Source organism: Mycolicibacterium chengduense (genome assembly GCF_033741155.1).
GTDB lineage: Bacteria > Actinomycetota > Actinomycetes > Mycobacteriales > Mycobacteriaceae > Mycobacterium.
The window spans coordinates 23501-42267 of record NZ_JAWQNH010000008.1; the positions used below are offsets into that span (position 1 = coordinate 23501).

Annotated in this window: 22 protein-coding genes; 13 read left to right on the top strand and 9 right to left on the bottom strand. The window is 67.6% G+C overall.

The window, feature by feature from the left end:
* Positions 1 to 21: 21 nt before the first annotated feature.
* The 6 genes from SBI67_RS26015 to SBI67_RS26040 all read left to right on the top strand — a co-directional run bounded on the left by SBI67_RS26015 (position 22) and on the right by SBI67_RS26040 (position 4305).
* A complete protein-coding gene (locus SBI67_RS26015) occupies positions 22 to 1035 on the top strand; it encodes an EamA family transporter (protein ID WP_318983361.1) in 1014 nt (337 codons plus the stop codon).
* 15 nt (positions 1036 to 1050) lie between these two features.
* Positions 1051 to 1728: a cutinase family protein gene (locus tag SBI67_RS26020; RefSeq protein WP_318983362.1), complete on the top strand. Its 678-nt coding sequence runs from the start codon at positions 1051 to 1053 to the stop codon at positions 1726 to 1728.
* 24 nt (positions 1729 to 1752) lie between these two features.
* The gene (locus SBI67_RS26025) at positions 1753 to 2415 is read left to right on the top strand and encodes a cutinase family protein (RefSeq protein WP_318983363.1); all 663 of its coding nucleotides are present in this window, start codon (positions 1753 to 1755) and stop codon (positions 2413 to 2415) included.
* Positions 2416 to 2536: 121 nt separating this feature from the next.
* Positions 2537 to 2797 carry a hypothetical protein gene (locus SBI67_RS26030; protein WP_318983364.1) on the top strand — a complete coding sequence of 87 codons (261 nt, stop codon included), beginning with the start codon at positions 2537 to 2539 and terminating at the stop codon, positions 2795 to 2797.
* A gap of 51 nt (positions 2798 to 2848) precedes the next feature.
* The gene (locus SBI67_RS26035) at positions 2849 to 3550 is read left to right on the top strand and encodes a cutinase family protein (protein WP_318983365.1); all 702 of its coding nucleotides are present in this window, start codon (positions 2849 to 2851) and stop codon (positions 3548 to 3550) included.
* A gap of 86 nt (positions 3551 to 3636) precedes the next feature.
* Entirely contained in the window at positions 3637 to 4305 is a 669-nt protein-coding gene (locus SBI67_RS26040) for a cutinase family protein (RefSeq protein WP_318983507.1), read from the top strand.
* On the opposite strand, the gene truA is transcribed toward SBI67_RS26040, so the two are convergent.
* The 8 genes from truA to infA all read right to left on the bottom strand — a co-directional run bounded on the left by truA (position 4298) and on the right by infA (position 8953).
* Positions 4298 to 5191: a tRNA pseudouridine(38-40) synthase TruA gene (truA, locus tag SBI67_RS26045; protein ID WP_318983366.1), complete on the bottom strand. Its 894-nt coding sequence runs from the start codon at positions 5189 to 5191 to the stop codon at positions 4298 to 4300. The genes SBI67_RS26040 and truA overlap by 8 nt on opposite strands.
* On the bottom strand, positions 5178 to 5738 hold the full coding sequence (rplQ, locus tag SBI67_RS26050; RefSeq protein ID WP_318983367.1) for a 50S ribosomal protein L17: 561 nt from the start codon (positions 5736 to 5738) through the stop codon (positions 5178 to 5180). The genes truA and rplQ overlap by 14 nt, the downstream gene beginning before the upstream one ends.
* Before the next feature lie 88 nt (positions 5739 to 5826).
* On the bottom strand, positions 5827 to 6879 hold the full coding sequence (locus tag SBI67_RS26055) for a DNA-directed RNA polymerase subunit alpha (protein WP_024449928.1): 1053 nt from the start codon (positions 6877 to 6879) through the stop codon (positions 5827 to 5829).
* A gap of 75 nt (positions 6880 to 6954) precedes the next feature.
* Positions 6955 to 7560, bottom strand: a complete 606-nt coding sequence (gene rpsD / locus SBI67_RS26060) for a 30S ribosomal protein S4 (RefSeq protein ID WP_318983368.1) — start codon at positions 7558 to 7560, stop codon at positions 6955 to 6957.
* 18 nt (positions 7561 to 7578) lie between these two features.
* On the bottom strand, positions 7579 to 7992 hold the full coding sequence (gene rpsK, locus SBI67_RS26065) for a 30S ribosomal protein S11 (protein ID WP_024449926.1): 414 nt from the start codon (positions 7990 to 7992) through the stop codon (positions 7579 to 7581).
* 6 nt (positions 7993 to 7998) lie between these two features.
* The gene (rpsM, locus tag SBI67_RS26070) at positions 7999 to 8373 is read right to left on the bottom strand and encodes a 30S ribosomal protein S13 (RefSeq protein ID WP_024449925.1); all 375 of its coding nucleotides are present in this window, start codon (positions 8371 to 8373) and stop codon (positions 7999 to 8001) included.
* Positions 8374 to 8534: 161 nt separating this feature from the next.
* The gene (gene rpmJ / locus SBI67_RS26075) at positions 8535 to 8648 is read right to left on the bottom strand and encodes a 50S ribosomal protein L36 (protein ID WP_003879483.1); all 114 of its coding nucleotides are present in this window, start codon (positions 8646 to 8648) and stop codon (positions 8535 to 8537) included.
* Positions 8649 to 8731: 83 nt separating this feature from the next.
* A complete protein-coding gene (gene infA / locus SBI67_RS26080; protein WP_003418601.1) occupies positions 8732 to 8953 on the bottom strand; it encodes a translation initiation factor IF-1 in 222 nt (73 codons plus the stop codon).
* A 346-nt stretch (positions 8954 to 9299) separates the two neighbouring features.
* On the opposite strand from infA, the gene SBI67_RS26085 reads away from it, so the two are divergent.
* The 7 genes from SBI67_RS26085 (at position 9300) to mmsB (ending at position 18006) form a co-directional block, all read left to right on the top strand.
* Complete coding sequence (locus tag SBI67_RS26085; protein ID WP_318983369.1) at positions 9300 to 10991, top strand: NAD(P)/FAD-dependent oxidoreductase; 1692 nt, start codon at positions 9300 to 9302, stop codon at positions 10989 to 10991.
* Between the two features lie 34 nt (positions 10992 to 11025).
* Positions 11026 to 12492: an ATP-binding protein gene (locus SBI67_RS26090; RefSeq protein ID WP_318983508.1), complete on the top strand. Its 1467-nt coding sequence runs from the start codon at positions 11026 to 11028 to the stop codon at positions 12490 to 12492.
* A gap of 60 nt (positions 12493 to 12552) precedes the next feature.
* Positions 12553 to 13425 carry an LLM class F420-dependent oxidoreductase gene (locus SBI67_RS26095; RefSeq protein ID WP_318983370.1) on the top strand — a complete coding sequence of 291 codons (873 nt, stop codon included), beginning with the start codon at positions 12553 to 12555 and terminating at the stop codon, positions 13423 to 13425.
* A 16-nt stretch (positions 13426 to 13441) separates the two neighbouring features.
* A complete protein-coding gene (locus SBI67_RS26100; protein WP_318983371.1) occupies positions 13442 to 14296 on the top strand; it encodes an LLM class F420-dependent oxidoreductase in 855 nt (284 codons plus the stop codon).
* Positions 14297 to 14387: 91 nt separating this feature from the next.
* Complete coding sequence (locus tag SBI67_RS26105; protein ID WP_318983372.1) at positions 14388 to 15908, top strand: CoA-acylating methylmalonate-semialdehyde dehydrogenase; 1521 nt, start codon at positions 14388 to 14390, stop codon at positions 15906 to 15908.
* Positions 15909 to 15946: 38 nt separating this feature from the next.
* On the top strand, positions 15947 to 17101 hold the full coding sequence (locus tag SBI67_RS26110) for an acyl-CoA dehydrogenase family protein (RefSeq protein WP_318983509.1): 1155 nt from the start codon (positions 15947 to 15949) through the stop codon (positions 17099 to 17101).
* A gap of 29 nt (positions 17102 to 17130) precedes the next feature.
* Positions 17131 to 18006, top strand: coding sequence for a 3-hydroxyisobutyrate dehydrogenase (gene mmsB / locus SBI67_RS26115; protein WP_318983373.1), 876 nt, complete (start codon positions 17131 to 17133; stop codon positions 18004 to 18006).
* Here the strand turns inward: mmsB and SBI67_RS26120 are convergent.
* Positions 18003 to 18767 (bottom strand): HAD family hydrolase, encoded by a 765-nt coding sequence (locus tag SBI67_RS26120; protein ID WP_318983374.1) that lies wholly within the window; start codon positions 18765 to 18767, stop codon positions 18003 to 18005. The two genes, mmsB and SBI67_RS26120, sit on opposite strands and share 4 nt — an antisense overlap.

Here is an 18767-nt window from a genome sequence, read left to right on the forward strand (position 1 = left end):
ATGACAGCTCGGGGGTTTCCGATGAGCGTGATCGACACGCGCGCCGACACCGGCCAGTTCCGGCTCGGCCTGCTGTTCGCCGTGGCGTCCGCCTTCACCTTCGGCATGTCCGGGCCGCTGGCAAAGGCGCTGATGGAGTCCGGCTGGACGCCGACCGCGGCCGTCACCGCGCGACTCGCCGGCGGTGCGCTCGCGATGGCCGCCTTCGCGAGTTTCGTCAAACCGGGCTGGATCGGCGAGGCGGTGGCCCACCGCAAGACCGTCGTCGCCTACGGCCTGGTCCCGATCGCCGGCGCCCAACTGTGCTACTACAACGCCGTCGCCCATCTGTCGGTCGGCGTCGCCCTACTGCTCGAGTACACCGCGCCTGTGCTGGTCGTCGGCTGGTTGTGGGCGACCACCAGACGCCGGCCCGGCCGGCTCACCCTCGCCGGTGTCGCGCTGGCCATCACCGGCATCATGCTGGTGCTCGACGTCTTCGCCGGCGCCCGGATCAACATCGTCGGCGTGAGCTGGGGACTGGCCGCGGCGATCTGCGCCGCCTGCTACTTCATGATGTCCGATGAGGCCACCGCCGACGGTGACGGGCTGCACCCCATCACGCTGGCCGCCGGCGGGCTGGTCGTGGGAGCGGTCGCGGTGGCCGCGCTTGGCGCGTCCGGGGTGCTGCCGATGGCGTTCAGCACGCAGCAGACCGTGGTCGCCGGGCACCCGCTGCCCTGGTACCTGCCGGTCGTGGCGATGGCGCTCATCCCCACCGCGATCGCCTACACGCTGGGCATCTTCGGCGTGGCCCGGCTGCGGCCGCGGTTCGCGTCACTGGTCGGCCTGGCCGAGGTGTTGTTCGCGATCCTCATCGCATGGGGGTTCCTTGGCGAGGCCGTCACCGCAATGCAAGCGTTCGGCGGCGCGGTGGTCCTGCTGGGACTCGGCCTGGCCCGACTCGGTGACCGCGCCGAGACCGCACTGGAAACCGGTTGGCCCGATGTTCCTCCGGGGCGGCCGCATGCCGAGCAAGCGATTGGCAGCAACTAGCCCGCAGGTGCCAAGATGCTGTCCGTGACGTTGCCCAAGTTGTCGACGCGGATGGCCGCCGTCGGTTCTGCCCTGGTCGCCGCCTTCGCCTTCCTGGCCGGCCCCGCACCGGCGGCGAGCGCCGAGCCGTGTTCGGATGTCGAGCTGATCTTCGGCCGCGGCACCAGCGAGGACCCCGGCATCGGTCGTGTCGGCCAGGCCCTCGCCGACGCGCTCACCCCCCAGCTGGGCGGTCGCACGCTGAGCACCTACGGGATCAACTACCCGGCCACCTACGACTTTCTGACCGCCGCCGACGGCGCCTCCGACGCGCAGGCGCGTATCGCGACCCTGGCCGCGCAGTGCCCGTCGACCAAGATCGTGCTGGGCGGCTACTCGCAGGGCGCGGCGATCGTCGACATGCTGATCGGGATTCCGCCCGTCGGCGACCGGATCGGCGAGTTCGGCTCGGCGCCGCCGCTGCCGGCCAACCTGGCCGGAAAGGTCTCGGCCATCGCGGTGTTCGGCAATCCGGGGGCCAAGTTCAGCCATCCCGCCAACACCGCGCCCGCACCCTACGGCGCCCGTTCCATCGACCTGTGCGCAGACGGCGACCCGATCTGCTCGCGCGGCCGCAACCCGTTCGCGCACACCCACTACGAGTCCTCGGAGTTCATCCCACAGGCCGCCGGCTTCGTCGCAGCACTTGTTTAGCTAGGCTCCGCGTTAGAATGCGGCGTGACGTTTGATCTTGTGCGCCGTGTCGCCCTGGCAGCAGCTGCCGCCCTGTTGACCGCCGCCGCGGTGATCGCCGGCCCGGCGTCGCTGAGCGGTCTTGCGGCCGCCCACGCCGACGGTTGCCCCGATATCGAGGTGGTCTTCGCCCGCGGGACCAACGAGGACCCCGGCCTCGGCCGGATCGGCAACGCCTTCGTCAGCTCCCTGCGCGGCAAGGTCGGCAATCGCTCGGTGGGCACCTATGCGGTGAATTACCCCGCCAGCTACGACTTCTTGGCCGCCGCCAACGGCTCCAACGACGCCAGCGGGCACGTCCAGTGGATGATGGACAACTGCCCCGCCACCCGACTGGTGCTGGGTGGGTATTCCCAGGGTGCCGCGGTGATCGACGTGATCAGCGCCGTGCCGTTCCCGGCGATCGGATTCAACGCTCCCCTGCCGCCCAACGCTCCCGACCACGTGGCGGCCATCGCGTTGTTCGGCAACCCGTCGGCCAAGATCGGTCTGCCGATCACGTCCAGCCCCGTCTGGGGGCCGAGATCCATCGACCTCTGCAATCCCGGTGACCCGATCTGCACCGACGGCGACAACGTGGAAGCGCACCGCGCCTACACGGGCGGGCCCACCAACCAGGCCGCGAGCTTCGTCGCCGGGCTTCTGTAGGAATTTTAGGAAAGCCACAGACTTTCTTTCACGCGGACGGGAATGCGCCGCACGGGTCGCCGGTTGATCTTGTTACGAGTTACCGCTAATGCAAACAAGATTGATCGGGGATTCAGGGAACATGAACGCGCACAAGATCTCTCTGGGTGGCGCCCGGGTGCGGGTCGCCGCCGCCGTGGGTGGCCTGGCATGTATCGGCGCTCTGGCCACCGGGGCCGTGCTTCAGCAGTCGCAGCTGTCCGTGGCGGACGGCGGGGAAATGCAGCTCGGCACCACGCAGACCAGTAGCACGCCGCTCAAGGCGCCGGCCGTCCCGAAGGCCGAGCCGGCCATCAAGGGCCCGGCTCCGCTGCCTGTCGAGGAGCAGGGCCTGCCGGGCTGAGCATGAGCGGTCCGGACCGACCACTCCGGCGGGACGACTAGTATTTGCTGGGTGGTCACCATATCGATTTCCGTACGGCGCTACGCCGCCTCCGTTCTGGTGGCGGCGAGCGCCGTCGGTTGTTTTACGGCGTGGTCGACGGCGGGTCCGTCGAGCGCGCTTCCCGTCGCGAGCGCCGATCCCTGCCCGCCCGTGGAGGTGGTCTTCGCCCGCGGACGCCACGAGCAGCCCGGCGTCGGCCGTCTCGGCCAGGCATTCGTGGACGCGCTGCGCGCCCGGCTGCCGGGAACCGACGTTGCCGCGTACGGCGTGAACTACCCCGCCGACACCCAGATCGCCGAGGGCGCCAACGACATCAGCAACCACGTCCAGTACATGGCGGGCGCCTGCCCGGACACTCGGCTGGTGGTGGGCGGCTATTCGCTGGGAGCCGCGTCGGCCGCCGTCGCACTATCGGCCACCGGTGGCGGTTTCGGATTCAAGAATCCGCTGCCACCCGGGGTCGATTCCCATATCGCCGCCGTGGTGTTGGTGGGCAACGTGACGCGACGGATGGGCGACTCGTCGATCGCCCCGCAATATCGGGACAGGACTTTCGAGGCCTGTAATCCGGCCGATCCTATCTGCGGGGACGGTTTCCCGCAGAGCCTCGCTGACCTGCAACGGGACTGGAGCAGTCACCTGCAGGACGCCTACATCGGTTCGGGAATGGTCAACCAGGCCGCCGACTTCGCCGCGGGCCGGCTGCAATAGCGCTGACCGGCAACACGTTTCGGCAACAAAAAAGCGGATGAACGCCCGCGTCAATTGCTACCGCTACAATCGAACCGGTGATCTTGATGTCGAGGGGTCGATTTCGCTGGTATGCGACGCTGCTGGCCGTGGTCGGTGCTGTCCTGCTCGCGGCGGCACCCGTCGGCAACCTCCCGTCCGCATCGGCTGCGGCCTGCCCTGATGCCGAACTGATCTTCGCCCGCGGCCGGATGGAGCCCCCGGGGGCCGGGCAGATCGGCAACACCCTGGTCACGGCGCTGCGCCAGAAGACCAAGAAGAACATCTCGCTGTACTCGGTGAACTACCCGGCCGACACCCAGATCGACCTCGGCGCCAACGATATGAGCCGGCGTGTCCAGGCCACCATGGCCAACTGCCCCAACACCCGAATCGTCCTCGGCGGCTATTCGCTGGGCGCGGCCGCCACCGATGTGGTGCTGGCGGTGCCGTTCCCGGTGCTCGGGTTCAAGATGCCGCTACCGGCGACAGCCGACTCGCACATCGCCGCAATCGCGTTGTTCGGCAACGGCATTCAGTGGGTGGCACCGATCACCCAGTTCAACCCCACCTTCCAGAGCCGCACCATCGAGCTGTGCCACGGTGACGATCCGATCTGCAATCCCACCGACATGGAGAACTGGCAGACCTACTGGCCCGACCATCTGGCCCCGGCCTATATCAAGGCTGGCATGGTGACCCAGGCGGCCGACTTCGTGGCCGGCAAGCTCAAGTAGGCCTGGTTCGCAGGTCCCTGGTGATCAGGATGCGGGCCGCCAACTGGTCGTCGGGCGGGTAGTCGACACCGACGAGCGACAGGCCGCGCGCCGGGGCGGCGGCGAAGGCGCTGGAGCGCACGGTGGCGTCCAGCAGCCCCGCGCACCACGCCACGTCGCGACGACCCTCCCCGACCGCGAGCACCGCACCCACCAACGACCGCACCATCGACCAGCAGAAGGCATCCGCCGTGACGTACGCCGTCACCAGATCCCCGGTCACCGCCCAGTCGAAGCGCTGCAGATCCCGGATGGTGGTGGCGCCCTCGCGGTGCCGACAGAACGCGGCGAAATCATGCAGGCCGACCAGACCGGCCGACGCCGACGCCATGGCGGCGACATCCAGCCGGCGCGGCCATGGGGTCACGAACCGGACCTGTTGCGGTGTCGCGCCGAACGTCGCGGTGGACAGCCGGTACTCGTAATGCCGGCGCAGCGCCGAGAACCGGGCGTCGAAACCGGCTGGGGCACGGACGATATCGAGCACCCGGACGTCCTCGGTGAGGTATCGGCCCAGCCGGCGCACCAGGGGGCCGAATTCCGGGTCCTGTGGCCGCGGGGTGCGTGGGTAGGCGTTGCCCAGCGCGGCCGTCGGGACGTCCACATGCGCCACCTGACCGGCGGCATGCACCCCGGTGTCGGTTCGCCCGGCGGCCCGTAGCACCACCGGGGTGCGGAACACCGTCGACAACGCCTCCTCGAGCACGCCGGCGACGGTGCGCTGCCCGGCCTGAGTGGCCCAGCCGGCGAATTCGGTTCCGTCGTAAGCGATATCGAGCCGCAAACGAACAAACCCGCCATCGGAGTCGATGGCGGGTTCGTTCGTTGCGTCGTTACTTGGCGTCATCCTCGGACTCAGCCTGAGCATCAGCCTGAGCTTCCTCGGCCGGCGCCGCGGTGGCTTCCTCGGTCACGGTGCCCTCGGCGGCCTCGGTGGTCTCCTCGGTCACGGCCTCCTCGGCCGGGGCCTCGGCGGCCGCAGCCGCCTTCTGAGCCGCATCCGCGCGCCGTGCCCGGTTGGCCTCGGACGTCACCGTCTTCTCCCGCACCAGCTCGATGACCGCCATCGGGGCGTTGTCGCCCTTGCGGTTCTCCACCTTGATGATGCGGGTGTAGCCGCCGTTGCGGTCCGCGTAGAAGGGGCCGATCTCGGCGAACAGGGTGTGCACCACATCCTTGTCGCGGATCTTCTTGAGCACCTCACGCCGGTTGTGCAGCGTGCCCTTCTTGGCGTGGGTGATCAGCTTCTCGGCGTACGGACGCAAGGCCCGGGCCTTGGGCTCGGTCGTCTTGATGCGGCCGTGCTCGAACAGCGAGGTCGCCAGGTTGGCCAGGATGGCCTTCTGGTGCGAGGACGACCCGCCGAGGCGAGCACCCTTGGTGGGTTTGGGCATTGCGACTATCTCCTAAATGGGGCCGACCCCCGTATCAGGTAGGGCCGGGACGGATCCGGGCGGGCGAAGCCCCGGGGAAAGCGCCCTGTTAGAGCTGTTCGGTTTCGGCGAAGTCCTGGTTGTCGTCCAGGTCGTAACCGGCGTCACCGGTCCAGGTGCCGGTGGCGACGTCGTAGCCGGCGACCTCGGACGGATCGAACGTGGCCGGGCTGTCCTTCAGCGAGAGACCCAGCTGGTGCAGCTTGATCTTGACCTCGTCGATGGACTTCTGGCCGAAGTTGCGGATGTCGAGCAGATCCGACTCGGTCCGCGACACCAGCTCGCCGACGGTGTGCACACCCTCGCGCTTGAGGCAGTTGTACGACCGGACGGTCAGGTCCAGATCGTCGATCGGCAGCGCGAAGCTGGCGATGTGGTCCGCCTCGGCCGGCGAGGGGCCGATCTCGATGCCCTCGGCCTCGACATTCAATTCCCGGGCCAGCCCGAACAGCTCGACCAGGGTCTTACCGGCCGAGGCCAGCGCGTCCCGCGGGCTGATCGAGTTCTTCGTCTCGACGTCCAGGATGAGCTTGTCGAAGTCGGTGCGCTGCTCGACACGGGTGGCCTCGACCTTGTAGGTCACCTTGAGCACCGGCGAGTAGATCGAGTCGACCGGGATGCGGCCGATCTCGGCGCCGGAGGCCTTGTTCTGCACGGCCGGCACGTAACCGCGACCCCGCTCGACGACGAGCTCGACCTCGAGCTTGCCCTTCTCGTTGAGGGTGGCGATGTGCATGTCGGGGTTGTGCACCGTGACGCCGGCCGGCGGCACGATGTCACCGGCGGTGACCGCACCCGGGCCCTGCTTGCGCAGGTACATGGTGACCGGCTCGTCCTCCTCCGAGGACACCACCAGGCCCTTGAGGTTCAGGATGATGTCGGTGACGTCTTCCTTCACCCCCGGAACGGTGGTGAACTCGTGCAGCACCCCGTCGATGCGGATGCTGGTGACCGCCGCGCCCGGGATGGACGACAGCAGCGTGCGCCGCAGCGAGTTGCCGAGGGTGTAACCGAAGCCGGGCTCCAACGGTTCGATGGTGAACCGGGACCGGTTGTCGGCCAACACATCTTCGGACAGGGTGGGTCGCTGAGAGATCAGCATTTCTCTTCTATCTCCTTCTCGGCACCCGCTATTTGATGCCGTCTGGGTGGCTCGGGCCGGGCGGCCTGAACCGACTTACTTCGAGTAGAACTCGACGATGAGCTGCTCGGTCAGCGGCACCTGGATCTGCGCCCGCTCGGGCAGCTGGTGCACCAGGATGCGCTGACGCTCGCCGACCACCTGCAGCCAGCCCGGGATGGGGCGCTCACCGGCGGTGGCGCGGGCCAGCTCGAACGGCAGGGTGTTCAGCGACTTGTCGCGGATGTCGATGATGTCGTACTGCGACACCCGGTAGCTGGGGATGTTGACCTTCACGCCGTTGACGGTGAAGTGCCCATGGCTGACCAGCTGACGAGCCATCCGGCGGGTCCGGGCCAGGCCGGCCCGGTAGATGACGTTGTCCAGCCGGCTTTCCAGGATCTGCAGCAAGTTCTCACCGGTCTTGCCAGCCTGCCGGTTGGCTTCTTCGTAGTACTTGCGGAACTGCTTCTCCATCACGCCGTAGGTGAAGCGAGCCTTCTGCTTCTCCTGCAGCTGGGTGCGGTACTCGCTCTCCTTGATCCGCGCGCGGCCGTGCTGACCGGGCGGGTAGGGGCGCTTCTCGAACGACTGATCGCCGCCGACGAGGTCGACGCCGAGACGGCGCGACTTGCGGGTGGCGGGTCCGGTATAACGAGCCATTGTCTAAATCCCTCTTCCCTAGACCCGGCGCCGCTTGGGCGGACGGCAACCGTTGTGCGGCTGCGGGGTGACGTCGGAAATTGCGCCGACCTCGAGGCCGGCGGCCTGCAGTGAACGGATGGCGGTTTCGCGGCCCGAACCCGGACCCTTGACGAACACGTCGACCTTCTTCACGCCGTGCTCCTGCGCCTTGCGGGCGGCGTTCTCGGCGGCCAGCTGCGCGGCGAACGGCGTCGACTTACGCGAACCCTTGAAGCCGACGTGACCCGAGCTGGCCCAGGCGATGACGTTGCCCTGCGGATCGGTGATCGACACGATCGTGTTGTTGAACGTGCTCTTGATGTGCGCGGCGCCGAGCGGGATGTTCTTCTTTTCCCGGCGGCGGGTCTTGGCGGCACCCTTCTTCGGAGCGCCCTTCTTAGCTTGTGCCATCTCGGGTTACCTGGCCTTCTTCTTGCCGGCGATGGTGCGCTTGGGTCCCTTGCGGGTACGCGCATTGGTCTTGGTCCGCTGGCCACGCACCGGCAGTCCGCGGCGGTGCCGCAGGCCCTGATAGCAGCCGATCTCGATCTTGCGGCGGATGTCTGCCTGAACCTCGCGGCGCAGGTCACCCTCCACCTTCAAGTTGGCTTCGATGTATTCGCGCAGCGTGCTCACCTGGTCGTCGGTGAGGTCCTTGCTGCGCTGGCTCCGGTCGATACCGGTCGCGTCCAGGATCTCCTGGGAACGGGTACGGCCGATGCCGTAGATGTAGGTCAACGCGATCTCCATGCGCTTGTCGCGCGGCAGATCGACGCCCATGAGACGTGCCATCAGGCAGTGTTTCCTTCTTCTATGCGGAGGTCTGGTCCCAGCCCGTTCCCTCGTCTTGATGGGGTCCGGCCTCCGTGCCGGACGTGTATGCGGGCCCTATGCCCGCAGTGGAACTGGGATGTCTGCATTCAGTTGTGGGTGGAGCTACTGCTCGAACAGGGCTAGCCCTGCCGCTGCTTGTGCCGCGGGTCAGAGCAGATCACCATGACCCGCCCGTGCCGGCGGATCACCCTGCACTTGTCGCAGATCGGCTTGACGCTCGGGTTCACCTTCACGGCTTCGCGATCCTTCTTGGTTGTGCGGTGACGAGCGCAGACGCGCGTCACCACTCTGGTGGTGGTTGCGGTTGGGGGGCGTGTTACTTGTACCGGTACACAATGCGGCCCCGGGACAGGTCGTACGGAGAGAGCTCCACCACGACGCGGTCCTCGGGCAGGATGCGGATGTAGTGCTGCCGCATCTTGCCGCTGATGTGGGCCAGGACCTTGTGTCCGTTCTCCAACTCAATGCGGAACATCGCATTGGGCAGGGGTTCGACCACGCGACCCTCGACCTCGATGGCACCGTCTTTCTTGGCCATACTGTCTAGCGATCCTTGCTTTCGTTTCGTATCGTGCGCCCGCTTCTGCAGTCGGTGCACACCATCGTTCCGACTACAAGACGTGAGCTGGATCGATAGAACGCTGGTTCCGGTGAAACACAGGGTCCATGGACAGGCACGCAAACAGTCGGCGCGGAGGCCGCACCGTTGTTCCACAATACCCTCTGCGCAGCCCTGCACCCAAATCGTCGCGGGCCTGCGGGATGCCTCAGCGCCTGCGGCGGGATACCTAGGCCGCCCGCGGCAGGATGCCTTCGCCGCCCGCGGCGAACTGCGGAGGTCAACCGCCAAATCAGTGGACGGCGGGAGCATAATTGAAGCCGATATGACTGGACCCGCGCCCCAGGCCCGCAAACCCGTAATCCTCACCGTCGACGACGACCCCGCCGTGTCCCGCGCCGTGGCCCGCGACCTGCGTCGCCACTACGGCGAGCGGTACCGCATCGTGCGTGCCGAGTCCGGCCTCGACGCGCTGGAAACCCTGCACGAACTGAAGCTGCGCGGTGACACCGTGGCGGTGTTCGTGGCCGACTACCGGATGCCGCAGATGAGCGGTATCGAATTCCTCGAGGCCGCGATGGACCTCTACCCGATGGCGCGCCGTGTGCTGCTGACCGCCTACGCGGACACCACGGCGGCCATCGACGCCATCAACGTCGTCGACCTGGACCACTACCTGCTCAAACCGTGGGACCCGCCGGAGGAGAAGCTCTACCCGGTGATCGACGGGCTGTTGGAGGCCTGGCACGCCGTCGGTGACCGCGCCATTCCCTACACCAAGGTCATCGGACATCAGTGGAATCCGCGGTCCTGGGAGGTGCGCCAGTTCCTGGCCCGCAACGGCTACCCGTTCAAGGCGTTCACCATCGAGGAACCGAAGGGCAAGCAGCTGCTCGACGCGGCGGGGCTCGACGGCAGGCAACTGCCGGTCGTCATCACCGAGGAGGGCACCCCGCTGGTCGAGCCCTCCGACGCCGAGCTGGCCGACCTGCTCGGGCTGTCCACCAACCCGTCGCTGGAGATGTACGACCTGGCGGTCATCGGCGGCGGCCCCGCCGGGCTGGCGGCGGCGGTGTACGGCGCCTCCGAGGGCCTGAACACCGTGCTCATCGAGCGGGCCACCACCGGCGGGCAGGCCGGGCGCAGCTCCCGTATCGAGAACTACCTCGGCTTCGAGAACGGGATCTCCGGCATCGAGCTCACCACCACGGCCCGGCGGCAGGCCGAACGGTTCGGCGCCGAGGTGATCACCACCCGCAAGGCGATCAAACTGCAGGCCGGCGAGGTCGGCACCGCCCGCACCATCTCGTTCGAGGACCACAGCACCATCGGCGCGCGCGCCGTCATCCTGGCCACCGGCGTCGACTACCGGGAACTGACGGTCACCGGCTGTTCGGCGGCCGAGGAAGCCAATCTCATCGGCAAAGGCGTCTACTACGGCGCCTCGGTGTCGGACGCCTCGGAGTGCGCCGGGGAGGACGTGTACATCGTCGGGGGCGCCAACTCGGCCGGTCAGGCGGCGATGTTCATGGCCAGGGAGGCCAACTCGGTGACCCTGCTGGTCCGTGGGCCGTCGCTGGAGGCGTCGATGTCCTACTACCTGATCCAGCAGATCGAGCAGACCCCCAACATCCACGTGCGCACCTGCACCGAGGTGGTCGGCACCACCGCCGCGGACGACCACCTGGTGGGGTTGACGCTGGAGAACAAGCGCACCGGCGAACGCGAGGACGTGCGCTCGACGCGGTTGTGCTGTTTCATCGGCGCCACCCCCCGCACCGAATGGCTGGACGGGGTGGTCGCCCGCGACGACCACGGCTTCATCCTCGCCGGACCCGACCTGCGCGACGTGTGCGGATGGACGCTGGAACGTCCGCCGCACCATTTGGAAACAAGTGTGCCCGGTGTGTTTGTTGCAGGAGATGTGCGCGCCGAATCCGCCAAGCGGGTGGCGGCCGCCGTAGGCGAGGGGTCGATGGCGGTGATGCTGGTGCACCGCTATTTGGCAGAAGCATGATGGCCGGCCGGCTTGACGGGAGTAGATGACGACGATGGGTGAGACCTGCGTGCGCGACGAATTGCGGACCCTGTTCCTGTTCGAGCACCTGTCCGATGAACAACTCGACACGTTGTGTCAGGCCGGCACCATCGAGACGTTCCCCGCCGGGCCGATCGTCACCGAGGGGGATCCGGCCACCTGCTTCTACGTGCTGATCGACGGCGAGCTGATCATGTCCAAGCGCTCCGGCGGCGTCGACATCCAGACCAACCGCACCTCGCAGCGTGGGGTGTACTTCGGTGCGTGGTCGGCCTACATCCCCGGCGAGGAGCACATCTACCAGGCATCGGTACGGCTGGTAGAGCCCTCCCGGGTGTTCGTTCTGGACGCCGAGGCGTTCGCCGCCTTCATGCGTTCGCAGTTCCCGATGGCCGTACACCTGTTGGAGGGCCATCTGGTCGGCGGCCGCAGGCAGAGCCAGATCATCGGCCAGCGCGAGAAGCTGCTGGCGTTGGGCACCATCACCGCGGGACTCACCCATCAGCTGAACAATCCGGCGGCGGCCACCGCCCGCGCCGTTGCCGATCTGCGCGAGGGCGTCGGCAAGATGCGCCACAAACTCGCGATGCTGGCCGACGGCAAGTTCTCCCCGGAAGCCCTGCGGGTGCTGATCACCATCCAGGACCAGGTGGCCGAACAGGTCGCCAAGAGCAAGGGCCTGGAGCTGACCGCCTTGGAGACCTCCGACCGTGAGGACCAGATCGGCGAGTGGCTCGAAGACCACGGCATCGCCAGCGCCTGGGACTACGCGCCGACGTTCGTCGAGGCGGGCCTGGACATCGACTGGCTGGAACGGATCTCGGCCTCCTGTGAGGACGCGGACGCGACGGCGTCGCTGCAGAGCGCGATCGGCTGGCTGAAGTACACCATCGACACCGAGCTGCGGATGAACGAGATCGCCGAGGCAAGCCGGCGCATCTCGGCGTTGCTGGCCGGCGCCAAGCAGTACTCGCAGATGGACCGCGGCTCCTATCAGAGCGCCGATGTGCACGAACTGCTGCGCAGCACCATCATGATGTTCGGCGACAAGATCGGACATCAGGGCAAGCCCATCACCCTGGTCAAGGACATGGACAAGTCACTGCCCGAATTGCAGTGCTACCCAGGCGATCTCAATCAGGTCTGGACCAACATCATCGACAACGCGATCCAGGCGATGGACGGGCACGGCACCCTGACGCTGCGCACCGCCCGCGAGAACGAGCAGATGATCCGCGTCGAGATCGGTGACGACGGCCCTGGCATCCCCGAGGACATCATCGGCCGCATCTTCACCCCGTTCTTCACCACCAAGCCGTTCGGTGAGGGCACAGGCCTGGGACTGGATCTGGCCTGGCGCATCGTCGTCGAGAAGCACGGCGGTGATCTGCGGGTGGTGTCCGAACCGGGCAACACCCGGTTCATCATCTGTCTGCCGCTGGTCGCACCGCGTCCCGCCGAGGCCGACCCCGGCGAATAGGTTCTGCTCATGCGGATCGCATCGGAATACCGCCGGACCGGCGACCGGTTGATCTGATCCATGACCCAGAACACAACGGCCCAGAACGCAACGAAACCCGACCTCGGCCCCTTCGGCGTCTTCGGCCACTACACCCAGTGGCAACAGTTCTCCCCCGCGCAACTGCGCCAGATCGAGGCGCTGGGCTACGGCGCCCTGTGGGCCGGCGGCTCGCCGCCCGCCGAACTCGACTGGGTCGAACCGATCCTGGCCGCCACCGACACCCTGCAGGTGGCCACCGGCATCGTGAACATCTGGACCGCCGATGCGGGCGCCACCGCCGAGTCGTTCCATCGCATCGAGAAGGCCTACCCCGGCCGATTCCTGCTCGGCATCGGCGTCGGCCACCCGGAGGCGATCACCGAGTACCAGAAGCCGCTCGACGCCCTCAACGCCTACCTGGACAAGCTCGACGAGCACGGGGTGCCCAAGCACCGCCGGGTGGTGGCCGCCCTCGGCCCGAAGGTACTGCAACTGTCGGCCGACCGAGCCGCCGGCGCACATCCGTACCTGACCACGCCTGAGCACAGCAAGCAGGCCAGGGAACTGCTCGGCGCCGACGCCTTCATCGCACCCGAACACAAGGCAGTTCTGACCGCCGATGCCGAGCAGGCGCGCACGGCCGGCCGCAAGGCGCTGGAGATCTACCTGAACCTGAACAACTACCTCAACAGCTGGAAGCGCTTGGGATTCACCGACGCCGATGTGGCCAAGCCGGGCGGCGACCGCCTGGTGGACGCCGTGGTGGCCTACGGAACTGTCGACGCGATCGCGGCTCGGCTGCGCGAGCACCTCGACGCGGGTGCCGACCACGTTCCGGTACAGGTGCTGACGTCACCGGACGAGGTGCTGGACGCGCTGACCGAACTCGCCGGGCCGCTGGGCCTGCGATGAACCGAAAGGGATTGCGATGACGATCGACGTGGGGCACTACGGGGTGTGGACCTTCGGCAAGGTGACACCCGAGCAGGCCGTGGCCATCGAGCAGTTGGGCTACGGCGCGGTATGGATCGGCGGCTCCCCCGCCGGCGATCTGCCGTTCGCCGAGGCCATCCTGGACAGCACCGAGTCGCTGCAACTGGCCACCGGCATCATCAACGTCTGGGCGTCGCCGGCCGAGCAGACCGCCGAGACCTTTCACCGGCTGGAGAAGGCCTATCCCGGGCGGTTCCTGCTGGGCATCGGGATCGGACATCCCGAGCACACCCAGGAGTACCGCAAGCCCTATGACGTGCTGGTGGAATACCTCGACGAGCTGGACGCCGCGGGCGTGCCCACACAGCGGCGGGTGGTGGCGGCACTGGGCCCGAAGGTGCTGCGGCTGGCCCGCGATCGCAGCGCAGGCGCGCATCCGTACCTGACCACCCCCGAGCACACTGCCGAAGCCCGAAAGATCTTGGGCGACGGTGTTTTCCTGGCACCGGAACACAAGGTGGTGCTCACCGACGGGTCGGCGGAGGCGACCGCCGAGGCCCGCAGTATCGGCCGCCAGACCGTCGACTTCTATCTCAACTTGAGCAACTACCTGAACAGCTGGCGCCGGCTCGGCTTCACCGAGGACGATATCGCCAAGCCGGGCAGCGACAGGTTGATCGACGCGGTGGTGGCGCACGGGACCGCCGAGGCGATCGCCGGGCGACTGGCCGAGCATATCGACGCCGGAGCCGACCACGTCACCATCCAGGTGCTCGGCGGGTGGGACAAACTGCTGCCCACACTCACCGCGCTCGCCGGGCCACTCGGGCTGAAGGGCCATACCGACTGACCCGACCCTTGCCAAGCGCGCTCCGTCATTACTAGGATATGCAAGTATCTCCTCGACGAGACTCTTCGTGCACATCTTTCGGACGGACGCCATGACCACACAGATTCAGCACTTCATCAACGGCCGGCGCACCGACGCCGGCTCGACCCGCACCGCCGACGTGCTCAACCCCAGCACCGGCGAGGTCCAGGCGCAGGTGCTGCTCGCATCGGCCGCCGATGTCGACGCCGCGGTCGCCGGTGCCGCCGAAGCCCAGAAGGAGTGGGCCGCGTTCAACCCGCAGCGCCGGGCCAGGGTCTTCATGCGGTTCATCGACCTGGTCAACCAGAACGCCGACGAGCTGGCCGAACTGCTCTCGCTGGAGCACGGCAAGACGGTGGCCGACTCACTGGGCGACATCCAGCGCGGTATCGAGGTCATCGAGTTCGCCGTCGGCATCCCGCACCTGCTCAAGGGCGAGTTCACCGAGGGCGCGGGCACCGGTATCGACGTGTACTCCATCCGCCAGCCGCTCGGCGTGGTCGCCGGCATCACCCCGTTCAACTTCCCGGCCATGATCCCGCTGTGGAAGGCCGGCCCCGCCCTGGCATGCGGGAATGCGTTCGTGCTCAAGCCTTCTGAGCGCGACCCGTCGGTTCCGGTGCGGCTGGCCGAACTGTTCATCGAGGCCGGTCTGCCGCCGGGCGTCTTCCAGGTGGTGCACGGTGACAAGGAGGCCGTCGACGCCCTCCTCGAGCACCCGACCGTCCAGGCCGTCGGTTTCGTCGGGAGTTCGGATATCGCGCAGTACATCTACTCGACCGCCGCGGCGCACGGCAAGCGGTCCCAGTGCTTCGGTGGCGCCAAGAACCACATGATCGTGATGCCCGACGCCGACCTGGACCAGGCCGTCGACGCCCTGATCGGTGCCGGTTACGGCAGCGCGGGTGAGCGGTGCATGGCGATCAGCGTCGCGGTGCCGGTCGGCGAGGAAACGGCAAATCGGTTGCGGGCCCGCCTGGTCGAGCGGATCAACCAACTGCGGGTCGGCCACAGCCTGGACCCCAAGGCCGATTACGGGCCGCTGGTCACCGGCGCTGCGCTGGAACGCGTGCGCAGTTACATCGGCCAGGGCGTGGATGCCGGTGCCGAGCTGGTGGTCGACGGTCGCGAACGCGCCAGCGACGACCTCACCTTCGGCGAGGCCGATCTGTCCAAGGGGTACTTCATCGGCCCCACCCTGTTCGACCACGTCACCACCGACATGTCCATCTACACCGACGAGATCTTCGGTCCGGTGCTGTGCATCGTGCGGGCCGCCGATTACGAAGAGGCCCTGCGTCTTCCGACCGAGCACGAGTACGGCAACGGCGTCGCGATCTTCACCCGCGACGGTGATGCCGCCCGCGACTTCGTCTCCAAGGTGCAGGTCGGGATGGTGGGGGTGAACGTGCCGATCCCGGTGCCGGTGGCCTATCACACCTTCGGCGGCTGGAAGCGCTCCGGCTTCGGCGACCTGAACCAGCACGGCCCGGCCTCGATCCAGTTCTACACCAAGGTCAAAACCGTCACCGAGCGCTGGCCCTCGGGGATCAAGGATGGCGCCGAGTTCGTCATCCCGACGATGAACTAGCTCGCGCGGATGAGCGCCTGCGCGAGGAGACGATGACCGTGGACTTGTACGACCTCGATGACGACGAACGCGTGATCGCCGAGACGGCGTCCGCGTTCGCCGAGAAGCGCATCGCACCGCATGCGCTGGCATGGGACGAGACCCACGAGTTCCCCACCGATGTGCTGCGTGCGGCCGCCGAGCTCGGGATGGCGGCCATCTACTGCAACGAGGACGCCGGTGGCAGCGGGCTGCGGCGCCTCGACGCGGTGCGCATCTTCGAGGCGCTGGCCGCGGCCGATCCCACCATCGCGGCGTTCCTGTCGATCCACAACATGTGCGCGTGGATGATCGACACCTACGGAACCGACGAGCAACGCAAGACGTGGGTGCCGCGGCTGGCGTCGATGAGCTCGATCGCCAGCTACTGCCTGACCGAACCGGGCGCCGGCTCGGATGCGGCGGCCTTGCGCACCAAGGCCGTCCGGGACGGATCCGATTACGTCCTCGACGGGGTCAAGCAGTTCATCTCCGGCGCCGGCGCCTCGGACGTGTACGTGGTGATGGCCAGGACCGGGGACCCGGGCCCCAAGGGCATCTCGGCGTTCGTCGTCGAAAAAGGCTCCGCGGGGCTCAGTTTCGGTGCCAATGAGGCCAAGATGGGCTGGAACGCCCAACCCACCGCGCAGGTGATCTTCGACGGTGTGCGGGTTCCCGCCGACGCCTTGCTCGGCGGCTCGGAGGGCACCGGCTTCGGAATCGCGATGAACGGTCTCAACGGCGGCCGGCTCAACATCGCGGCGTGCTCACTGGGCGGTGCGCAGGCCGCCCACGACAAGACCGTCGCCTATCTCGCCGACCGCCAGGCGTTCGGCGCCGCCCTGCTCGACGAACCCACCATCCGGTTCGCACTTGCCGATATGGCCACCGCGTTGGAGACCTCCCGGAACATGTTGTGGCGAGCCGCAACGGCATTGGACAACAACCACCCGAACAAGGTGACGCTGTGCGCCATGGCCAAGCGGTACGTCACCGATTCCTGCTTCGAGGTGGCCGATCAGGCCCTGCAACTGCACGGCGGATACGGCTATCTGCGGGAATACGGGTTGGAGAAAATCGTCCGCGACCTCCGCGTGCATCGCATTCTGGAAGGCACGAACGAAATCATGCGCGTGGTCATCGGACGCGCGGCCGCCGCGCAGGCCTCGGCTTAGAGGCATAGAGGCGTAGAAAGGGGCTCCCCATGAGCACGATCGCATTCCTGGGACTCGGCCACATGGGCGGTCCGATGGCCGCCAATCTGGTTGCCGCCGGGCATACCGTCCGGGGGTTCGACCCGGTTCCGGCTGCCGTCGACGCGGCAAAGGCCAACGGCGTCACCGTGTTCGGCTCCGGCGCCGAAGCGGTGACCGGCGCCGACGTGGTGATCACCATGCTGCCCAACGGCGCGCTGGTGAAGCGGTGCTACGCCGAGGTGTTGCCCGCGGCGACGCCGGGCGCGCTGTTCATCGACAGCTCGACCATCTCCGTCGACGACGCCCGCGAGGTGAACAAGCTTGCCGCCGAACACGGATACGCCCAACTGGACGCGCCGGTGTCCGGCGGGGTCAAGGGCGCGGCGGCCGGAACGTTGGCCTTCATGGTCGGCGGTGCGGCCGAAGCGGTGGAGCGCGGTCGTCCCGTGCTGGAACCGATGGCGGGCAAGATCATCCACTGCGGCGACTCCGGCGCCGGGCAGGCCGCCAAGGTGTGCAACAACATGGTGCTGGCGGTACAGCAGATCGCCGTCGGCGAGGCATTCGTATTGGCCGAGAAACTCGGCCTGGACAAGCAGTCGCTCTACGACGTGATCACCGGCGCCACCGGCAACTGCTGGGCGGTGCAGGTGAACTGCCCCGTTCCGGGACCGGTGCCGACGTCACCGGCCAACAACGACTTCAAGCCGGGCTTCGCCACCGCCCTGATGAACAAGGACCTCGGGTTGGCGATGGCCGCGGTCGCCTCCACCGGCGCGACGGCACCGCTGGGCACGCACGCCGCCGAGATCTACAGCAAGTTCGCCGCGGAGCACGCCGACAAGGACTTCAGCGCCGTCATCGAATTGCTGCGCGAGGGCTAACGGCACATCCACCAATGCCGGTGTAACCGCACACACCCGTCGACCGTCCACCCCGCGTAATCGGCACGGACGGCAGCCGCACCGGTGAAGTCCTGGCCGGCGGTGTAGGCCGTCGGGACGACCACGGTGGCGAGCTTGGCGGCGGTCGCGGCGCGCAGCCCGTGCGCCGATCCGGCCACCGCCAGTGCGCACTCCGGACCGATGCCCAGCTCCCAGAGTGCGTACCCGTGCAGATCCGGTTCGCGGGCCGGCGACAGGTCATCCGGGGTGACGATGACCTCGGCGATGCCCTCCCCGATCAGCTGGCGCACCAGCGGTTCCACCCATCGCGGTGATCCCGCGCTGAGCGCCGCGATCGAGATGCCGGCGGCGTAGAGGCGGTTCGCCAAATCGACCAGCCCCGCACGTGGTGTCACGTCGCCGTCGAGCACCCACTCGACGAAGATGTCGTTCTTGGTGTGCTGGATATAGCTCGCGATTTCCGGGCTGATCCGGCCGTACCCGCGCCGGCGCAGCGCCGACGCGATGCGACGGCGCTCGTCCCCGATCCGGACCAGCCTGCCGTACTCGGCCACCGACCAGCTGATATCGAAGCCGTGCTCGGCGAAGGCCGCGTTGAACGCGCGGCGCTGGCCGTCCCGCTCGATATCGGCCAGCGCGCCGTCGACGTCGAAGATGACGGCTCTAAGCTCCTCGACGACGGCCCCCGCGGGCCGCCCGGCATCCCACCAGAAACATCGCACAGGTGTGTCGCCCCGCAT